Below are 18,451 nucleotides of genomic sequence, written 5' to 3' on the forward strand. Positions count from 1 at the left end.
CCATGAGCCCTGAACCGGCGGCCCTGACGCCCGACGCGCTGACGCGTGTGCAGATCCCTGTCGAGGGGATGACCTGCGCCGCCTGCCAGGTCCGGGTGCAGCGCGCCCTTACGCGTGTGCCCGGCGTGGCGGACGCAAGCGTGAACCTGCTGGCGCACCAGGCGTCGGTGCGCTTCGACGCGTCACGGGTACGCCCCGAGGAACTGGTCGCGGCCATCCAGCGGACCGGCTACGACGCCCGCCTCGAGCCGCCGGTCGTGGACCTGGTCGCCGAGCAGGAGGCGCGCGATCGCGCGGATGCGATCGAGTACCAGCACCTGCGCCGCAAGGCCATCGCCAGCGGCACGGCCGGTGCCGTCGCGATGATCGCGTCGATGCCGCTCATGGCCCCTCCGCTCGATGCACCCGTGCACGGGCATGCGCTGCCGCCGATCACCGATCCGCTGATGCGCTGGGTGATGACGACCGTCCACCCTGCGCTCAGCGAGATGGCGCCATGGCTCTATGCCGTCGATCGTCGCCTGCTGTCGTGGGCCCTACTGCTGCTGACGGCGGCGGTCATGGCCTGGGCCGGACGGCAGTTCTACGTGCGGGCGTGGCGCAGCGGCCGCCACGGCGGCGCCGACATGAACACGCTCGTCGCGGTAGGCACGGGCGCGGCCTTCGTCTACTCGCTCGTCGCCACGGCGGCGCCGGGCATCTTCGTCTCGCGCGGCCTGGCGCCTGACGTCTACTTCGAGGCCGTGATCCTGATCATCGCGCTGATCCTGACTGGCCGTGCGTTCGAGGCACGCGCGAAACGCCGCACCTCGGGAGCCCTGCGCGCACTCGTCGGCCTGCAGCCACGCACCGCCCGCGTCGTCCGCGACGGCGTCGAGCAGGACGTCGCCATCGAGGACGTCGTTACCGGCGACCTGGTCCGGGTGCGACCGGGTGAGCGCCTGCCCGTGGACGGTCGCGTCGAGGCAGGAACGAGCAGCCTCGACGAGTCGATGCTGACCGGCGAGTCCCTGCCGGTGTACAAGGCCGCCGGCGACGCGGTCATCGGCGGCACGGTCAACGGCACGGGCGCGATCGTCTATCGCGCGACGACGCTTGGCGCCTCGAGTGTGTTGTCGCGGATCGTCAGGCTGATGCGCGATGCGCAGGCCTCTCGCGCGCCGATCCAGGATCTCGCCGACCGCATCAGCGCCGTATTCGTGCCCGTCGTGATAGGCATCGCGCTCGTGACGCTGCTCGTGTGGTGGCTGTTCGGGGGCGACGGCGCGATCGTGCGGGGCTTCGCCGCAGCGGTCACCGTCCTGATCATCGCGTGTCCGTGCGCGATGGGGCTCGCCGTGCCGACGGCTGTCATGGTCGCCACCGGGAAGGGCGCGGAACTCGGCGTCCTGATCAAGGGCGGCGACGCGCTTCAGCGCACGGCGGAGCTCACAACGGTCGCCTTCGACAAGACCGGCACGCTGACCGAGGGCCGACCGGTCGTCACGCATGCGCGCTGGGCGGACGACGTGGAGGTTGGTGATGCCCTTGCGCTGGGTGCCGCGGTCGAGCGGGCGTCCGAGCACCCGCTTGCGGCCGCGGTGATTGCGTATGCGTCGGAGCAGGGCGCGCGCGCCACACCCGTTGCGTCCGACTTCCAGGCCACCGCTGGTCGTGGCGCGCAGGCGCGCGTCGACGGGCGCGACGTGCTGGTCGGCAGCGCCCGTTTCCTGGCCGACTCGGGAATCGACCCCGTGGCAGTCGGCGCCGACGCAGACGCATGGGCGCAGCAGGGCGCCTCGGTGATCTTCGTCGCGGTCGACGGCGTGGCCGTGGGAGCCCTGGGCGTGTCCGATCCGATCAAGCCGGGCGCCGCAGACGTCGTGCGCCGGCTGCGCGACCTTGGGCTGCACGTCGTGCTGCTCAGCGGCGACACACCATCGACCGCGCGCGCCATCGGGCTCGCGGCCGGCATCGACGACGTGGTGGGTGGTGTGCTGCCAGACGGCAAGGTGGCCGAGATTCGGCGGCGCCAGGGCGCCGGCGCCGTCGTCGCGATGGTCGGCGATGGCATCAATGACGGCCCTGCCCTCGCGCAGGCCGATATCGGCATCGCGATGGGCACCGGCACCGACATCGCGATGGCGGCCAGCGACGTGACCCTCGTCCGTGGTGACGTGTCCGGCGTCCCGCAGGTGATCGACCTGGCGCGCCGCACGCTGGCAACCATGCGACAGAACCTGTTCTGGGCCTTCGTCTACAACGTCGTCGGCATCCCGATCGCCGCGGGTGTGCTCTATCCCTCGACCGGCCTGCTGCTCAGCCCGATCATCGCCAGCGCCGCGATGGCGTTCAGTTCCGTCAGCGTCGTCAGCAACAGCCTGCGCCTGCGGCAGGCGCGCATCGTATGAGGTCCACATGAGCCGACAGCCAGCAGCCCCTGCGACGACCGCGAGCATCGGCCACGGCCTGTCGGCCGATCCGCGCACCAGGACCCGGACACTCACCAGGCTCCGTCGGATCGAGGGTCAGGTCCGCGGCCTGCACCGCATGGTCGAGCAAGAGCGCGCGTGCGCCGACGTGTTGACGCAGATCGCATCCGTGCACGAGGCGCTGCGCGCGGTCGGACGCGAATTGATGCGCAACCACCTGAAGCACTGCGCCACGACCGCATTCCGCGCCGGCGATGCGCCCGCCGAGGCGATGTGCGATGAACTCGTCGATTTGATGTACCGAAACGCGAGGTAATGCGGATGGCTGATGCCTGCCAAGGCTACGGCGGACAAGTCAGGTCGACGGTCGACAACGCCTTAAGAGGGTCCTGCGTACGACGGGCGCGGGCCGCTGCAGCCGGACGTAGGCGTCGAGCTTGCTCGACGCATCCCTGACCGTCGACCAAGGTCGACGGCTACACATTGCGCCCCCACGACATCGGGCTGGGGGGCAGCCAGACGCTCGGCGACTCCCGATTCCCGATTCCCGTGACCCGGTGCCCGGTGTCCGGAACAGGGTGCCCGGTATGATCCAAGGAATGGACGGGCGCCCGGACGACGATCGCGAGTGGCAGATTCGCTGGTCGCTCGGATCGTTGCACTTCCTCGTCATCGTCGCGTTCACCTGGGCGCGCATCGTCCGTGACGGGACGTTGTTGAGCCGTGTGCACGTCGAGTGGATACCCTGGCTGACCGGCGTCGTGCTCGTGGTTACTGGCCTGTTCACGCCCCTGCTCGGGCGCTTCACCAGGAGCCGCACACCGGCGCGAGCGTTCGCCGGCGTGGCCATGGCGACCGGCGTCTCGCTGCTCGCCTGGGAATTGCTGCTGCGGACCCGCAGCGCGTGGAGTGCGATGGCGCTCTACGTTTGGGTAGGTGCCTACGGGCCGCTGCTGGTCGCGCAGTTCTGGTTACTCGTGCACCAATCGCTCGACGGCGAACAGGCTCGGCGGCACATCGGCTGGATCGGCGCCCTGGGCATCCTCGGCGGCATCGCCTCCGGGCTGACGGCGACGCTGATCATGCGATCCATCAGCCTCGATGAACTGCTCGGCCTGACGGCTGTCGCGCAACTCGCTGCCGGCGCGATCGCGCTGGGCCGAACCGCACCACCGGCGACCGACGACGAGGTGCCCCCTGCCGGCACGCCCCGGCGTGCGCGGACCGTACTGCGTGAAGTGGGATACGCGCGACTGCTGGCGCTGGTGGTCGTCGTTGGCGCCCTCACCGGCGGCCTCGTGGACTACCAGTTCAAGCTCGCACTGCAGCGGCTATCGACCGACCCCGCCGCCCTCGGCCAGTGGCTCGGATTGTTCAACGTTGCCGCCAGTGGTCTGGCGCTCGTGACGCAACTGGCGGCCGGCGTGCTGCTCGCGCGCGTCGGGTCCCGGGTGCTCGCGTTCGTCCTGCCAGCCGGCGTCGTCACCGCAGCATCTGCCGGCCTCGCCTGGCCTGGGACGTGGCCACCAGTCGCGGCACGTCTCTGGGAGACCGCATCGCGCCATTCCGTCGCCCGCACGTCACAGGAGTTCTTCTTCCTTCCGTTCCAGGGCCAGCCGCGTACCACGATGAAGCATGCCGCAGAGGGATTCCTCACGCGGGGTGGCGAGGTCGGGGCGTCGCTGGTGCTCGTGCTTCTGGCCCTGGCCGGACGCGCCGATCCGTGGCACCTGTCGCTGGCTGTCGTGATCGCGTGTGCCGGGTGGATGTGCGCGATCGCATGGCTCGGCCAGGCGTACGGTCCAGCACTGTCGCGGTCGCTCGACGCGCTGCTGCTTCCGGGCCGCTCCGCGGCCACGGTCGACGTCGATCGTGGCGTCACCGTCCCCGAGTTGATCGGGCTGCTGCGTAGTCGAGACCCGCGCCACGTCCTCTTCGCACTCGACGAACTCGCGGCGGTCGATCCGGTGCGCGCGCGTCGAGAGGCGAGGCCGTTGCTGGCGCATCGGGCGCCGGCCGTGCGTGCCCGCGCCCGTCGCGAGACGTTGACTCGGCGGACCGCATCGTCTGCAGCCACTGTCGAAGCATGGCCTGGCGCCGAGGCGCTGCAGGCGGCGCTGCGATCGGGCGATCACACGCGGGCCGCGGCGGCATGCGCCGAGGTCGTCGCAGCGCGCGAGCGTCACGCCGTGCCCGTACTGCTGGCGAACCTGGCCGGCGCGGTACGGGAACTCGCACGCAGCACGCTCGTGCAGCTTGGCGACGATGCCGTCGGCATCCTCGGCGACACGCTCGCGGATGGCCGGGTCCCGTTGCGGGTGCGCCGAGACGTGGCCGTCGTGCTCGGCCGCATCGCTACGCCGGCGGCACTGGCACAACTCTGGCGGGTGCCACAATCGGCGGCACGTCCATTGCGTGTCGTGGCCCTGCGTGGCCTCGACGCCGCACGCAAGGCCGGTGTGCCGATCCTGCTCGACGAGATGACGGTGCGCGCGGACGTAGCCTCGGACCTGCTCGAGTTCGACCGGCGACGGCGGCAGGCGGCAGCGTTCGGCGATGAGCCGCCGCCAGACCTCCGCCTGCTCGTTCGTGCCCTCGCCGAGGCGGCGTCGCAGGCGCGGGAGCGCGTCTTCCGTCGCCTCGCGCTCATCTATCCGGCGCGCGAGATGCTGAGGGCGCATCGCGGGCTCATGAATTCCAACGACCGCATCCGAGCCTTTGCGCTGCAATACCTCGAAGCCAGCCTGATCCAGGCCGACCGCGATCTGCTGCTGCCGGTGCTGCGCACCAGCGTGCCCGACGAGACGCCTGCGGTGAGCGACTCGGTGATCGCGCTCGCCGGCGATGAAGACATCTGGATCGCGACGCTCGCGCTGCACGTGCTCGGCTCACGGCGCGATGGCGCGCTGCGGCAGGTCGTGCCCGAGCCGCTACGCGAGGACCACGTGTACCAGGAGACCGCGAGGTGGGCGCTCGCGCGCCTCTGACATGGATACGCAGACGCCGTTGACCACCGTGGAGAAGGCCGCCTTCCTGACAGAAGTCGACCTGTTCCGCGAAGTGCCGAGCGATACGCTCGCGGAACTGGCCGCCCGCATGGAGGACGGCTGGCATGAGCCAGGCGACGTGCTGCTCGAGCCGGACATGCCTGACGTGCGACTCTGGGTGGTCTTGTCGGGACGGATGCGAGTGACATATGGCGACGAGCCCAGACCGGACCTCGGTCGGGGCGACGCCTTCGGCCTGCTCGCATCGCTGGGCCTGCCGCAACTCGAGACGATCACGGTGGCCGAACCGTGCCGGACGCTCTCGGTAGCGCCGGACGAGTACCTGGATGCGATCGCCGACAGCACGGCGTTTGCCATCGCCAACCTGCGCGCCCTCGGTCGACGCATCCGTGCCTGCGAGCAGCGCGTCACGACGCAGGCGCCACGTCCGCCTGTTGCCGACGATACTCGGTGACCAGCAGCCAGGCCACACCGATCCACATCGCAATCACGACCATCAGCGCCCCGGCAAACGCCTGTCGTTCCATCGACAACCACGTCGTTCCGGCAAAGACCAGCCCGGCCGCGAGCACATCGCCGGCGCGCACGATGAAAGTGTCGGCCGCCTGCTTGGCGGCGTACTTCTCGCGCCGTGCCGTCGGCAGCCACAGCATCTGCCGCGCCGTGTTCATCGCCGAGTAGTCGGTGGCGTTCTCGATCGTCTTGCTCCACCGGAAGGCCTGGAAACCTGCGCCAGACAACACCATCGCGTAGGTGACCAGTGACGCCATTGGCAACACGAGCAGGAGACCCGCGATGCCGGCGACGCGGACCAACCTCGAAACCAGCAGGCTCTGGATCACGATCGCAGCGATGTTCACCCAGAAGAAGTACCGGCCGTAGAAACCGCCGATGCAGGCCTCGCGGGCGCTGTCGCCAGCGCATGCCGTCGACGCGTTGGCCATCGACAGCACCTCACGGCTGAGGATGTACTCGCCCGTCGTGTTGACGACGTTGAGCAGCAGCAGGAGCAGGCAGATCAACCGGAGGTATGGATTGCGGGCCAGCAGTGCGAAGCCGTCGCGCGAACCGCCTTCGTTGCCGCGCGTTGCCGGCGGCGACGCTGAGTGCCATCCCTCGACGCGCAGGTAGCCGGCCAGCGAGACCAGCAGGCACGCGGCGGCGAGGTGCAGCAACGTCAGCGCCGAGACGCCCGCATCGAACAGGCGACCGGCCACCCAGGCGCCGACAGGGCTGCCGAAGGTGGCGCCGATGGCGATCACCGGAAACAGCCGGCTGCCGCGCTCCGGCGTGTACAGGTCGTTGGCGTAGGACCAGAACTGGGCGATGACCGCGTTGTTGAAGATGCCGACCCACACGAAGAAGGCGACCCCGAGCCATGGCACGCCGGCGACGCCGAGCAGCCAGAAGATCTCGAGATTGACGACGAAGAACAGCGTCATGCCGACCAGCAGGGTGCGCCGCGAGACGTGCGCAGCCAGCCGGCTGTACGCCGGCACTGCCGCCATCAGCACCAGCGCCTGCAGCCCGGAGGCGTAGGCCTTCACTTCCGCGCCGCGGTCGGCGAGGATGAGCGGCTCGCGGACGGTCTTGCAGATGTAGTAGCCGCAGAGGATCACGAACAACGTGGCAAGCAGTGTCAGGACCGTCGGTCCTTCGCCATGCCGGACGTCACCGAACAGACGGAGCAGCCGATCGGCTGTCGCCGTCGGCCGCCCATCCTCGCTGTCGGGCCAGCGCGCGACGCGGCTCACGGCCTGCAGCGCCGTTGCCGAGCCGCGTAACGATGTCGCCTGCATCGCGCCCGGCATCGGTCAGCGCCGCACTTCGAGGTTGTTGCTGATGCGATAGCCCGGCGCCTTCTCCGAGGCGATGCGCGTGGCCGTCGCCTTCTCCGCCGTCGAGCGCACGAGGCCCTTGAGCGTCACCGTCTTCGTGCTCGCCTCGGTGTCGACGTCGATCCGCGAGGCATCAATCGACGCATCGGCCATCAGTGCGGTCTTGATCTGCAACGTCTGCTGCGCGGCGTCGCCCGTATTGGCGGCCGACGCGGCCGCATCGCGCGTGGCGTTGGCAGCAGTTCCTGCGGCCTCGCGAGTGGCCTCGGCGGTCTTGTCGGCAGCTTCGCGCGTGGCATCGCCGGCCCGGTCCGCCGCCTGTGCCACGTCCCGGCCCGCCTCGCGTGTCGCCTCAGCGGTCTTCTCGGCGGCTTGCTCGGACCTGACCGCCGCGTTCTCGGCGTCCTTTTCGACGCCCTCGCGCGTGTGCTCACAGCCGGTCACGAGCATCGTCGCCATCACCAGCCCTGTGCCAATCATCATGCTGCGCATAGTTTGTTTCTCCGTAGTTTTTTGAAACACATGGGTAGTCATGGGGCGAGGCCATGCTGCGTCGAACGCCTTGGCGCCCCGCCTGCCCGTTCGTGTTGCAAAGGTGCGACCACAGCGAGTTCAGAAGAGCTCGCCGAACAGGCTCCAGAAGCGCTCCTGCCCGCGGCGCCAGAGCGGACGATTGCGCCATCGCTCGAGATCGAGCGCGGTGCTGCGGCCGAGGTCGGCGTCGAAGGCGCGCTTCAGCGTGGACGCCAACACTGGATCGTGGACACCGACCACCAGTTCGTCGTTGAGCTCGAGAGACCGGTTGTCGAGGTTGGCCGTGCCCACCACCGACCAGGTGCCGTCGACCGTCATCGCCTTCACGTGCATCATCGTCGGCGCGAACTCGGCGATGGCGACGCCCCTGGCGAGGAGCGCGTCGTACCCGGCGCGACTGGCCGCCTTCACCGGCCCGGCATCGGTGTGATCGCCGTCGGTCAGCAGGCGCACGCGCACGCCCCGCGACCGCGCCTGATCGAGCGACCAGCGCAAGGAGCTGTCGAGGACGACGTACGGCGACTGGATATCGATCGATTGGCGTGCTGCTGCGATCGAGAGCAGGTACAACAGCTTCACGTTGCTCGCGCCACCCGAGAAATTGCTCCAGGCGACGATGCTGCGTGCGCCCGGTGTTGCCTGACGTTGCTCGGCAGGCTCGGGATCGAGACGTGGCGCCTCGGCGCCCCCCGACTCGATCCAGTTTTCGTAGAAGGACGCCTCGAGCGCGCGAACGGCGGGGCCGCGCACGCTGACCTGCGTGTCGCGCCAGTGGTCGGGATCCTGGGCGGTGCCGCGCCAGTGATCGGCGAGTCCGACACCGCCGGTGAAGGCCACGGTGCCGTCGACGACGAGTACCTTGCGGTGGGTGCGGTAGTTGACGCGATCGAGCGACCATGCGCGCACGTTGTTGAACCAGACCAGGCGCACGCCCGCGGCGTCGAGCTGGGAAATCGAGGCGGCGGGCAGGTCGTTGGCGCCGTAGCCATCGAGCACGATGCGGACGTCAACGCCGCGGCGGGCAGCGGCCACGAAGGCCTGCGTGAAGCGGGCGCTGATCTCGCCGTCGGAGTAGATGAAGCTCTCGAAGCTGATGCGGCGCTGCGCCCCCTCGACCGCCTTCAGCATCGCCGCGAAGATGTCATCGCCGTTCTGCAGCACGTCGAACGTATCGCCGCTGGTCACCGGCGCGCCGATCAGCGAGGCGACGTAGTCGGGGAAATCCGGGTCCGAGGCGGCCACCGGGCTCCGTACCTGCAACGTGCGCGGATCCTGCAACAACCACAGGAGACCGGCCACGCACGCGAGTGCGAGCCACGGCCAGCGACGTCGCCGTTGGCGCGCGGGCGCGGTCTTCGTGGTGCCGGGATGCGGAGACGTCACGCCTCAACTGATGCATCCCTCGTGCCGAGCGCCAACGCCGGACGTAGGCGCCGACCTTCAGGTCGGCGCTGACGCGCGATGGCGGCCTGATCGTCCGGGAGCATCACTGACCGTCGACCTGACTTGTCCGCCGTAGCCTTGGCGAAGGTGGAAGGTCGACGGCTACAACAAACACGGTCCCAAGGTCGACGGCTACGAGTTGCCCGGTGCCCGGAACCCGGTGCCCGGAACCCGGTGCCCGGCTGAACATCAACCCTTACGCGTCACCCGGCACGCACCAATCAGGCGGGCCGGTGCTTGCGTGGCGGGCACAGTTGCGACACGCTGCAGGCAGCCATGCCGACCGAGCTCTCGTGGGCGTTGTACGTGCTGTACCTGGTCTCGGCGACGGTCTTCCTGGTGCTGGACAACCGGTCACCGCAATCGACGTTCGCGTGGTTGTTCCTCATGGTCCTCGCGCCTGGCGTCGGGCCGGTCGTGTACTTCCTCTTTGGCCGGGGATCGAATGCATTCAGCCACCGCAAGGCCTTGCGGCGACAACTGGGGCGCACCGGCCTGTCAAAGGAACTCGAGCAGGTGCGCGAGGCCCAGGAGGAGGCGAGACACGAGCTCTCCGACAGCGACATCGAGATCTACCGACGCCTGCCGCAACTGCTCTGGAGGTCGACCGAGGCGCCCCTGACCATGGGCAACCAGCTCGATATCCTGCAGAACGCGAGCGAGAAGTACCCGAGACTCCTCGACGATCTGCGCCAGGCGCAGACGCTGATCCACCTCGAGTACTACGAGTGGGCCGACGATGCCCTGACGCGCGAGGTGCTCGGGATCCTGCGCGAGCGCATTGCTGCCGGCGTCACCGTGCGCGCCCTCTACGATCCGGTCGGCAGCTTCTCGATGCTGACGCGCGGGTATGTCCGGGCCCTGCGCGAGGCCGGGGTCCAGGTGCATCCGTACTCGCCGATCTGGCACCTGCACACGATCAGCTATCGCAACCACCGCAAGCTGGTGATCATCGACAGCACGATTGGCTACACCGGAGGTCTCAACCTCACCGACAAGCACCTCACCGGGCCCGAGGGCTTTTCGGGGTGGCGCGACACGCACGCGCGCGTCACCGGCGATGCGGTGGCGATGCTGCAATGGACCTTCGCGCTGCAGTGGTTCAACACGACGGGGGAGTTGCTCGCCGACAGCGCGCTGTACCCGCGCGGCCGCCGGCCGGGGACGGTGGCCATCCAGGTCGTCAACTCGGGCCCCGACTCGCGCTACTCGGTCATCCGCCAGCAGTACCTGGCGATGATCTCGATGGCGCGCGATCACGTGTACGTGCAGTCACCCTTCTGCGTGCTCGACGAGAGTGTGCTGCAGGTGCTGTGCGCGACCGCGATGTCGGGGGTGCGGGTGTGGGTGATGATCGCGCCGCGCGGAGGCGAGGGGCCGCTCGCCTACCGCGCCGGCATGACCTACGCGCGGGACCTCGCACAGGCCGGAGTGCGCGTGCTGCTGTACCAGGGCGCGTACTTCCACTGCAAGACCATCGCGGTGGATTCGGTGGTGTGCTCGATCGGATCGGCCAACATGGACATCCGCAGCTTCACCATCAACTACGAGACCAACCTCGTGATCTATGACCGCGAGACGACCAGGCGCCTCGAGTCGGCATTCCTTGCCGACATCCGACAGAGCCAGCCGTTCATGGCCGACGCCTACAATCGCCTGCCCGCCTACAAGCGCCTCGGCGACTCGGTGATGCGTCTGTTCTCGCCTCTCCTCTAGACATTCCAGCCGATCAGGCGACCGCGGTGTCAAGGATCTCGTCGAGCGAGGCCCTGACGGTGCCGTCGCGGAACGGGTAGTCGACATAGCCGCGGGTATCGCCACCGTAGAAGGTGCCGCGATCGGGCGCGTTGGCCGCGATGCCCTGGCGGGTCCGCTCCACAAAGTCCGGGGTGGCCAGGAAAGGCACGCCGAACGCGATCAGGTCCGCATCGCCGCGCGCGAGCACGGCTTCGGCGGCATCGGGCGTGTATCCGGCATTGGCAATCAGGACGCCCGTGAAGACCTCACGCGCGCTGGCCGTCAGCGGACGCACCGCCACCAGGTCGTCGCCGCTCGGCATCTCGAGCACGTGCAGGTACATCACCTGGCGGGCGTCCAGTTGCTCGGCGACGTAGCGGGTGAGCGCAGCCGGGTCGCTGTCCGACATGCTGTTGAACGGACTGTTCGGCGACAGCCGCACGCCGACGCGACCGGCGCCGATCGCCGCCGACGTCGCGTCGACGATCTCGAGAAGGAACCGCGCACGATTGGCAATCGAGCCACCGTAGGCGTCTGTGCGCTGGTTGGCGCCGTCGCGCAGGAACTGGTCCACCAGGTAGCCGTTGGCGCCGTGGATTTCGATGCCGTCGAAGCCGGCCGCGATGGCATTGCGCGCCGCCTGCGCGAAGTCCTCGACGATGCCGCGGATCTCGTGAATCTCGAGCGCGCGCGGGGTGGGGAACGGCTTCGGTCCGTCGTAGGTGATGACCTCGCCGGCCGCGGCGATCGCCGACGCGCTCACGGGTGTCGAGCCGTCAGGCCGCATCACCGCGTGCGAGACGCGTCCGGTGTGCCAGATCTGCAGCACGATGCGTCCGCCCGCGGCGTGCACGGCGTCGGTCACCGTACGCCAACCCGCGATCTGCTCAGCCGAGTAGATGCCCGGCGTGAAGACGTACCCGGCCGCGGAGTCGGAGACCTGCGTGGCCTCGGTGATGATCACGCCGGCCGACGCGCGCTGCGCGTAATAGACGGCGGCCTGCGGTCCCGGCGCCAGCGACGGCAGCGCGCGGTTACGCGTCATCGGCGCCATCACGAAGCGATGGGGCAAGGCAAGGTGGCCGACGGTGGCGGGCGTGAACAGATGGCGGTAAGTGCTCATGGTTTCCTCGCTATTGGTGTCTGTCGTGTTCTTGGCACGACCATCTATCTAGTGACTGTCTATCGATGAACTATCGGGCAAAAAAAGATTTAGGTCGCGACGTGCGCCTCGCACGCCACGAAACGGCGAACCAGGTCGGTCATGACGCCACGCTCGTCGGCCGACAACCCCATCAAGAAGCGCTCTTCCTCGGCGCGCAAGACTTCCACCGCGCGCTCGAAGGCCACCTTGCCAGCCGGGGTGGGCTCGGCCAGGACGGCCCGGCGATCCTCGGGATCATCCACCCTGCGCACGAGCCCGTCGGCCTCGAGTCGATCGGTCAATTGCGTCATGTTGGACCGCACGCACTTCTGGCGCTGGGCGATCGCGCTCAGCGGCAGCGGCCGCTCTTCGTGGACGAGGCAGCGCAGCACGCCGAACTTCGCCAGCGACAACTGGAGCGGCGTCAGCGCCTGCTCCAATCGCATCTCGAGCGTCCGGGCCGCTTCGATGAGCGCCGCGGACACCGGGCACGGATGCGACCCGCAGGAAACATCGTTCACAGGTGAATTGTCCATCTCGATTCAATCCCTGTCAAGCCCGATCGCGCACAACCGCGAAGGCTCCCGCTGCGGACGAGCGCATTTCTTGCAATGCCTGCGCTCGATGGCTGCCACCGCGTCCCTGCCGGAACTCCCAGACCGCCTGGTCGCGCAAGTCGCCGCGGAACAACCCACCCGGCAGGATGCGGCCGAGCTCGCCAACCTGCGCTACGTCTCGGACGACGAGCCGGGGTTCAGTCGAGAGATCCGTGGCAAGAGGACAATCTATCGCGATCCGGAGGGAGGGGTGGTTCGCGACGCCGCGACGCTCACGCGCATCCGGGCCCTGGTCATCCCCCCGGCCTGGACACGCGTCTGGATCTGCCAGCGCGCCGACGGGCACGTGCAGGCTACCGGCCGGGACCACCGAGGACGCAAGCAGTATCGCTATCACCCACGCTGGGCCCAGGTCCGTGACGCGGCCAAGTACGGCCGACTGCTCGCCTTCGGGCACGCGTTGCCGGTCCTGAGACGACGGGTGATGCGTGATCTGCAGCAGCCGCCGCTGTCGCGGGCACGTGTCCTGGCCACGGTCATCCGGTTGCTGGAGACCACCCTGATCAGGGTCGGCAACGAGGAATACGCTCGCACCAACCAGTCGTTCGGGCTCACGACACTGCGCGATCGCCACGTCACGGTCACCGCCGACCGGCTCCGCTTCCGGTTCCGCGCCAAGAGCGGAGTCTGGCAGGAGATCACCCTGCAGGACGGCCGTCTCGCCCGCACCGTCAAGCGGTGCCAGGACCTGCCCGGCCAGGTGCTGTTCCAGTACCTCGACGGCGCCGGCGCTCGCCAGCGGGTGACGTCGGAGGACGTCAACGCCTACCTGCGCGACGTCACTGGCGCAGAATTCACCGCGAAGGACTTCCGCACCTGGGCCGGGACAGTGCTGGCCGCTGCAGCCCTCCAGGAACTGGATGTCGTCGACACGGCCGCGGGGCGCAAGAAGAACGTCGCGCGCGCCATCGAGACCGTTGCGAAGCAACTCGGCAACACCAGGGCGGTGTGCCGTCGCTGCTATGTGCATCCCGCCGTGCTCGAGCAGTACCTCGACGGCGCGACGCTCGATGTCCTGCGTGACAAGGCCGCATCGATGCTCATGCACCGGGGCCGACACCTGTCGCGAGAGGAGACGGCGGTGCTCGCTCTACTGCACCGCCGCATGGCCGCAGGTACACGTGGCCGACAGCCACGGACGCGCGCACGAACGCCACGACAACGCGTGCCGCTCCGCACGCGAACGGCCTGACGCTCGCATGGGTACCTGCCTTGCACCGATTCCCGTTGCGCTTGTGCCCGCCCGCATCGCGGGCACCGTACTCAGGCCGGAGGGACGTTCAGTGTTCGTCCTCGATGGCGGCGGTCCAGATCTGCAGCGCGTCCGGTTCCATGTGCCTGCGTACGATCCGGGCGTCGGCGTAGCCGAGTTGTGCGACATCGGAGAGGTATTGCTCACGGGAGAACAGCGTCCCGAAGCAGGTTGGCGCCTCGGCCGCCGGTGGCGCCGGTGCCGCCAGCACCTGCTCGAAGACCCAGGCGGGGATCAGCCGATCCGCATCCGAGTACGCGAAGCGGAAGAGCAGCAGATGCGCGGCGAGGACCAGCTGGTAATCGCCGTAGCGCGCGATCAAACGCGGCCAGTCGATGACGTGGCCGCGGGCCCGCAGCAGGTGGGTCACGTCGGCGCCGTCGAAGCGCTCGCGTTCCATGACGAAGGACTTGGACCAGATCAGCTCTTCGATGGGCGACAGCTTCACCGGGATGCCGTACAGCACGACGTCGGCAGCATGCCGGAACCAGTCGGCATCCACGCGCGCGACGCCGTTGCCGCTCGAGAAGATGAGGTCCATGGCCAATTCCGCGCTCTTGGCCTTGGCCAGCCAGTGCGGGAACGGCACGCTGGTGGCGAACCCGGAATCGCCGAGTGCCTCGAGCGTGCGTGCGAGGTCGGACGCGGTCACAAACAGATCCAGGTCTTTCGTGGTGCGGACGACGCCCGTGTACTGCGTGAAGGCGAAGGTGCCGCCGACCAGGAACTGGATGCCGCGCTCGTGCAGCACTCGCAGTGCCGTCGCGCACGCTGCTTCGTGCGTATTGCCCGCCGTGAGCGACCCTGATTCGATCATGACGGGCTAGAGGAGGCAAGGACAGTGCCAGAGATGCCGGACACCGTGCCGCAGCCCGAGTCCCAGCACCGAGTGCGGATCGCAGCGATGGGCGACATGCACATCGGGCGTTCCGCGTCGCCGGGCGTGGCGCAGGCATTCGCGCGCGTGCGCGAAGCGGCCGACGTCCTCGTCCTGTGTGGCGACCTTACCGATCGTGGCACGGAGGACGAGGCACAGCAACTGAGCCGCGATCTCAAATCGGTCGGCCTGCCGATCGTCGCCGTGCTGGGCAATCACGACTTCGAGGCCGGACTGTCGCAGCAGGTCGCGCGAATCCTCAGCGACGGCGGCGTATACATGCTCGACGGCGAGGCGATCGAGGTGCTGGGCGTTGGCTTTGCCGGCATCAAGGGCTTCGGCGGCGGGTTCGGCCGCGGCGCCCTGGGACCCTGGGGCGAGCCAGTCATCAAGGCCTTCGTGCAGGAGGCCGTGGACGAGGCGCTCAAGCTCGAGACGGCGCTGGCGCGACTGCGGACGCCCCGCAAGGTCGCCGTGCTGCACTACTCACCCGTGCGGGGAACGGTGGAGGACGAGCCGCCCGAGATCTTTCCGTACCTCGGCTCGAGTCGTCTCGAGGAGCCGCTCAACCGCTACCCGGTTGACGTCGTCCTGCACGGTCACGCGCACGGGGGCCGCTTCGAGGCACGCACATCGGGCGGGGTGCCCGTCTACAACGTTGCCGCGCCATTGCTCCTGCGCCGTGACCCCGCCGCGCCACCGTTCCACATCGTCGAGTTGGCGTGGACCGACCCCGCGGCAACGCCCTGAGCTCGTAAGCCTCACGTGGGCAAATGGTCCATGCAGGCGCGCGACACCGGTCGGCGCGATTCCGTGGGGTGTAGCCGCGCGGCTTCCGCCTTCGCCGAGGCTGCGGCGGACAACTCGTCCCGCGGGCAGCGCGCCGGACAAGTGATCCATGGCGCCAGCGCCACCGGTAGTCACGCTGTGCGGTCCGGGTAGGCTGCAGCCCGCAGGCCGTAGGCGGTGAATATCGTTGGAGTGCGCCTACACGTCATTGGAGACCGACCCGCTCATCGTCGGGCTGCGTCTCGAACTGGCCGTACAGGAAGCTGACGGGTGCCCGTTGCCGGTGCGCCTCGAATCGTGTCGTCTTGCAGCGCATGGGCTCCTCGGGAGACCTGCGGCCGGAACCGGGCTTGCAAGGGGACATGGCGTCCGGGTCGCTGCGACCGGTTTGACGACCGCGTAACGTCGACTCCCAGGTCGAGGCACCAGGGAGGGACGACTTGGGTATGCCCGGGAGAGACGACCTCGTAGGCGTCGACCTTCCACCTTCGCCAAGGCTACGGGTGGACAAGTCAGGTCGACGCGGCACAACAGGAGGCCACGTGAGTCAGCGGGACAAGATCTTCGAGATGCTGCGGGGTTTCGACACGGTGATGCTCGTGACCGCCGCCGCCGACGGCAGGATCGAAGGCCGACCCATGCAGATCGTCGACATCGACGATCGCACCGGCAACATCTGGTTCTTCACCGGGCTCGGGTCGCGCAAGGTGCATGAGATCAGTGACAACGCGCAGGTCGCGGTTGTCTGCCAGCAGGAGCACAGCACTTACCTGTCGCTATCGGGCATCGGCATGATCGTGCACGAGCCGTCGCGTGTCCGACAGCTGTGGCGGGAACCGCTGCGCGTCTGGTTCCCTGATGGACCCGAGGCTCCGGACCTGCGGTTGCTTGTCGTCGAACCGCGAATTGCGGAGTACTGGGACAACCGCGGCGCCAACAGGCTCGAGTACATGTTCGAGGCGGCGAAGGCCTACGTGTCCGGCACGCGGCCCGAGGTGGGCGAGAGCGACCAGCATGGTCGCGTTCCTCTGTAATGCCTGATGCCTCATGGCTGATGCCCGAGTCCCGAGCCCTGAGTTCCTGAGTTCCTGAGCTCCTGATGATGCCCGCGATGATCGTCTACCGGACCTCGACGCGACAGGTAGACCCGAGCCTCGAGTTGTCGCGTTGCCTCACCATGGCGGCCGACGACGCCGAGGCGATGACGAGCCGCTTGCTGGGGATCGGCGGCGTCGAGGTGGCGTTGTCGGACCTCTGGATGCCGCTGCATGACTCCCGCGACCCGCGCGCGCTGACCCTCGCCAATGCGACCCGCTGGGCGGCACGCACTCTCGTCGAGGCCGATGGGCCCGGTCAGGCGACTGCCACAAGCGCGGAGCGACATCTCCGACATGCGTTGTCGCAATGCCTGCGCATGCCGTTGCCGCCGGGAGTCGAACTGCGGGCGCCGCAGGGCTTTGCTTACGACGCCCTTCACCCGCTCGCGTATGCCGCGGCGACCGCCGACTGCCTGAAGCGGTGGCATCCCTCGCGAGTGGCGGTCGTCGGCTTGCGAACCATCGGCGCGACGCTCGGGGCGGTTGTCGCCGCGCACTGCGATCACAACGGGGTGCCGACGTGGACGTGCACGTTGCGGCCGCGTGGCGCGTCCGTCGCTCGTGAGTGCCGCATCGACGCGGCGCTCGCGCTCGAGCTGCAGGCACAGGCCGGATCCCTCTGCCTGATCGTCGACGAGGGCCCCGGCCTCAGCGGATCGTCGCTGCTGTCGGCGGCCACGGTGCTCGAAGCTCACGGCCATCGCCGCGAGCACATCGTGTTCCTGTGCAGCCACGAACCGCAGCCGGGTGCCCTGCGTGCCCGTGCCGCCGCCCAACGCTGGGGCATGTACACGCGTGTGATCGCACCGTCGCGCGGTCCGTCATTCGCGGAGGACTGGTCGGCAGGTGCCTGGCGTGCGCACATCGGCCTCGACGTCTCGCGCTGGCCGCCGGTCCATCCGCAGCACGAGCGCAACAAGGGGGTGCCCGCGGACGCCCCAGGCGAATTGCACAAGTTCGTCGGCTACGGCACGTGGGGCGTGACCGTCGGGCGCCGCGCGTCGCGTGCCGCGGACGCAGGGTTCGGCGTGCCGGTGTTCGGGGTCCGTGACGGGTACATGCGCATGGCCCGCGTCTCGCCTGCCTCGACGATGAGCCGGCGGGGGACGTGGGCTCTGGCGGCCACGGTGCTGAAGTACCTGCCGTGGCGTGCGTGGGCGATGCAGACCGGCGATCGCGCCGATACCGACGCGCTGCTCGGCCTGCTCGCCACCAACGCGCGCGAGCATTTCGGTGGCGCGCACGACACGACCCTGCTTCAGCTCGAACGGCTTGCGCGCGCGAGCGCGCCGCGGCCTGCTGTCGTCATCGACGGGCATCTCTCGCCCTGGGAATGGCTCACGACGCCGACCGGCGTCGTCAAGGTGGACACCGCGGAGCACGGCGACGATCACTTCCAGCCTGGCCCGCAAGACATCGCCTGGGATGTGGCGGCGGTGCTCGGCGAGTTCGCATGGACCTCCAGCGAGCGCGCGTCCCTCGTCGAGCGGCTCGCCGTGGCGCTCAAGGACCCGTCACTGGCACACCGGCTGCGCTGGATGCGCCCGTGCTATCTCGCGGCGAGGATGGGGTACAGCGCGGTCGCGGCCGAATCGCTTGGCGACACGGCGGACGGGCGCGGCTTCGGTCGCCAGGCGCGGCGGTATGCACGGCAGCTCGCTGGCGCGCTGGGGCATTAGTCATGCCTGATGCCTGATGCCTGAT

15 protein-coding genes are annotated in these 18,451 nt (G+C 68.8%); 9 read left to right on the forward strand and 6 right to left on the reverse strand.

What is annotated here, in order from left to right:
- Positions 1–2 precede the first annotated feature (2 nt).
- The 4 genes from LuPra_RS05975 to LuPra_RS05985 all read left to right on the forward strand — a co-directional run bounded on the left by LuPra_RS05975 (position 3) and on the right by LuPra_RS05985 (position 5,873).
- Positions 3–2,390: a heavy metal translocating P-type ATPase gene (locus LuPra_RS05975; protein WP_110169900.1), complete on the forward strand. Its 2,388-nt coding sequence runs from the start codon at positions 3–5 to the stop codon at positions 2,388–2,390.
- 7 nt (positions 2,391–2,397) lie between these two features.
- On the forward strand, positions 2,398–2,727 hold the full coding sequence (locus tag LuPra_RS05980) for a metal-sensitive transcriptional regulator (protein ID WP_110169901.1): 330 nt from the start codon (positions 2,398–2,400) through the stop codon (positions 2,725–2,727).
- 283 nt (positions 2,728–3,010) lie between these two features.
- Positions 3,011–5,398, forward strand: coding sequence for a hypothetical protein (locus tag LuPra_RS31635; RefSeq protein WP_157898792.1), 2,388 nt, complete (start codon positions 3,011–3,013; stop codon positions 5,396–5,398).
- A gap of 1 nt (position 5,399) precedes the next feature.
- On the forward strand, positions 5,400–5,873 hold the full coding sequence (locus tag LuPra_RS05985) for a Crp/Fnr family transcriptional regulator (protein ID WP_157898793.1): 474 nt from the start codon (positions 5,400–5,402) through the stop codon (positions 5,871–5,873).
- Here LuPra_RS05985 and LuPra_RS05990 read toward each other — a convergent pair.
- The 3 genes from LuPra_RS05990 to LuPra_RS06000 form a co-directional block, all read right to left on the reverse strand.
- Positions 5,827–7,218 (reverse strand): NTP/NDP exchange transporter, encoded by a 1,392-nt coding sequence (locus LuPra_RS05990; RefSeq protein WP_234800747.1) that lies wholly within the window; start codon positions 7,216–7,218, stop codon positions 5,827–5,829. The two genes, LuPra_RS05985 and LuPra_RS05990, sit on opposite strands and share 47 nt — an antisense overlap.
- Positions 7,219–7,233: 15 nt before the next feature.
- Entirely contained in the window at positions 7,234–7,740 is a 507-nt protein-coding gene (locus LuPra_RS05995; RefSeq protein ID WP_157898794.1) for a BON domain-containing protein, read from the reverse strand.
- Between the two features lie 129 nt (positions 7,741–7,869).
- Entirely contained in the window at positions 7,870–9,174 is a 1,305-nt protein-coding gene (locus tag LuPra_RS06000; protein WP_110169904.1) for a phospholipase D-like domain-containing protein, read from the reverse strand.
- A 336-nt stretch (positions 9,175–9,510) separates the two neighbouring features.
- Between LuPra_RS06000 and cls the strand changes: the two genes are divergently transcribed.
- Entirely contained in the window at positions 9,511–10,950 is a 1,440-nt protein-coding gene (gene cls, locus LuPra_RS06005) for a cardiolipin synthase (RefSeq protein WP_110169905.1), read from the forward strand.
- A gap of 13 nt (positions 10,951–10,963) precedes the next feature.
- Here cls and LuPra_RS06010 read toward each other — a convergent pair whose 3' ends face one another.
- Both LuPra_RS06010 and LuPra_RS06015 read right to left on the reverse strand, forming a co-directional pair.
- The gene (locus tag LuPra_RS06010; RefSeq protein ID WP_110169906.1) at positions 10,964–12,094 is read right to left on the reverse strand and encodes an alkene reductase; all 1,131 of its coding nucleotides are present in this window, start codon (positions 12,092–12,094) and stop codon (positions 10,964–10,966) included.
- Between the two features lie 89 nt (positions 12,095–12,183).
- Positions 12,184–12,636: a MarR family winged helix-turn-helix transcriptional regulator gene (locus LuPra_RS06015; RefSeq protein ID WP_157898795.1), complete on the reverse strand. Its 453-nt coding sequence runs from the start codon at positions 12,634–12,636 to the stop codon at positions 12,184–12,186.
- A 103-nt stretch (positions 12,637–12,739) separates the two neighbouring features.
- Between LuPra_RS06015 and LuPra_RS06020 the strand changes: the two genes are divergently transcribed.
- Complete coding sequence (locus LuPra_RS06020) at positions 12,740–13,924, forward strand: DNA topoisomerase IB (RefSeq protein WP_110169908.1); 1,185 nt, start codon at positions 12,740–12,742, stop codon at positions 13,922–13,924.
- Between the two features lie 88 nt (positions 13,925–14,012).
- Here the strand turns inward: LuPra_RS06020 and LuPra_RS06025 are convergent, their stop codons facing one another.
- Positions 14,013–14,801, reverse strand: coding sequence for a nucleotidyltransferase (locus tag LuPra_RS06025; protein WP_110169909.1), 789 nt, complete (start codon positions 14,799–14,801; stop codon positions 14,013–14,015).
- Positions 14,802–14,834: 33 nt separating this feature from the next.
- On the opposite strand from LuPra_RS06025, the gene LuPra_RS06030 reads away from it, so the two are divergent.
- The 3 genes from LuPra_RS06030 (at position 14,835) to LuPra_RS06040 (ending at position 18,426) form a co-directional block, all read left to right on the forward strand.
- On the forward strand, positions 14,835–15,611 hold the full coding sequence (locus tag LuPra_RS06030) for a metallophosphoesterase family protein (protein ID WP_201792191.1): 777 nt from the start codon (positions 14,835–14,837) through the stop codon (positions 15,609–15,611).
- 581 nt (positions 15,612–16,192) lie between these two features.
- Entirely contained in the window at positions 16,193–16,684 is a 492-nt protein-coding gene (locus tag LuPra_RS06035) for a pyridoxamine 5'-phosphate oxidase family protein (RefSeq protein ID WP_157898796.1), read from the forward strand.
- 65 nt (positions 16,685–16,749) lie between these two features.
- Complete coding sequence (locus LuPra_RS06040; protein WP_110169911.1) at positions 16,750–18,426, forward strand: hypothetical protein; 1,677 nt, start codon at positions 16,750–16,752, stop codon at positions 18,424–18,426.
- The last annotated feature ends 25 nt before the right edge of the window (positions 18,427–18,451 follow it).

Source organism: Luteitalea pratensis, from assembly GCF_001618865.1.
In the GTDB taxonomy this organism is placed as follows: Bacteria; Acidobacteriota; Vicinamibacteria; order Vicinamibacterales; family Vicinamibacteraceae; genus Luteitalea; species Luteitalea pratensis.

What these genes read in the sequence shown, in the direction of transcription:
- LuPra_RS06010 (WP_110169906.1), bottom strand. Translation starts at nt 12,094, where the DNA reads ATGAGCACTTACCGCCATCTGTTCACGCCCGCCACCGTCGGCCACCTT.
- LuPra_RS31635 (WP_157898792.1), top strand. Translation starts at nt 3,011, where the DNA reads ATGGACGGGCGCCCGGACGACGATCGCGAGTGGCAGATTCGCTGGTCG.
- LuPra_RS05980 (WP_110169901.1), top strand. Translation starts at nt 2,398, where the DNA reads ATGAGCCGACAGCCAGCAGCCCCTGCGACGACCGCGAGCATCGGCCAC.
- LuPra_RS06040 (WP_110169911.1), top strand. Translation starts at nt 16,750, where the DNA reads ATGATGCCCGCGATGATCGTCTACCGGACCTCGACGCGACAGGTAGAC.
- LuPra_RS05985 (WP_157898793.1), top strand. Translation starts at nt 5,400, where the DNA reads ATGGATACGCAGACGCCGTTGACCACCGTGGAGAAGGCCGCCTTCCTG.
- LuPra_RS06030 (WP_201792191.1), top strand. Translation starts at nt 14,835, where the DNA reads ATGCCGGACACCGTGCCGCAGCCCGAGTCCCAGCACCGAGTGCGGATC.
- LuPra_RS05975 (WP_110169900.1), top strand. Translation starts at nt 3, where the DNA reads ATGAGCCCTGAACCGGCGGCCCTGACGCCCGACGCGCTGACGCGTGTG.
- cls (WP_110169905.1), top strand. Translation starts at nt 9,511, where the DNA reads ATGCCGACCGAGCTCTCGTGGGCGTTGTACGTGCTGTACCTGGTCTCG.
- LuPra_RS05995 (WP_157898794.1), bottom strand. Translation starts at nt 7,740, where the DNA reads ATGATGATTGGCACAGGGCTGGTGATGGCGACGATGCTCGTGACCGGC.
- LuPra_RS05990 (WP_234800747.1), bottom strand. Translation starts at nt 7,218, where the DNA reads ATGCAGGCGACATCGTTACGCGGCTCGGCAACGGCGCTGCAGGCCGTG.
- LuPra_RS06020 (WP_110169908.1), top strand. Translation starts at nt 12,740, where the DNA reads ATGGCTGCCACCGCGTCCCTGCCGGAACTCCCAGACCGCCTGGTCGCG.
- LuPra_RS06025 (WP_110169909.1), bottom strand. Translation starts at nt 14,801, where the DNA reads ATGATCGAATCAGGGTCGCTCACGGCGGGCAATACGCACGAAGCAGCG.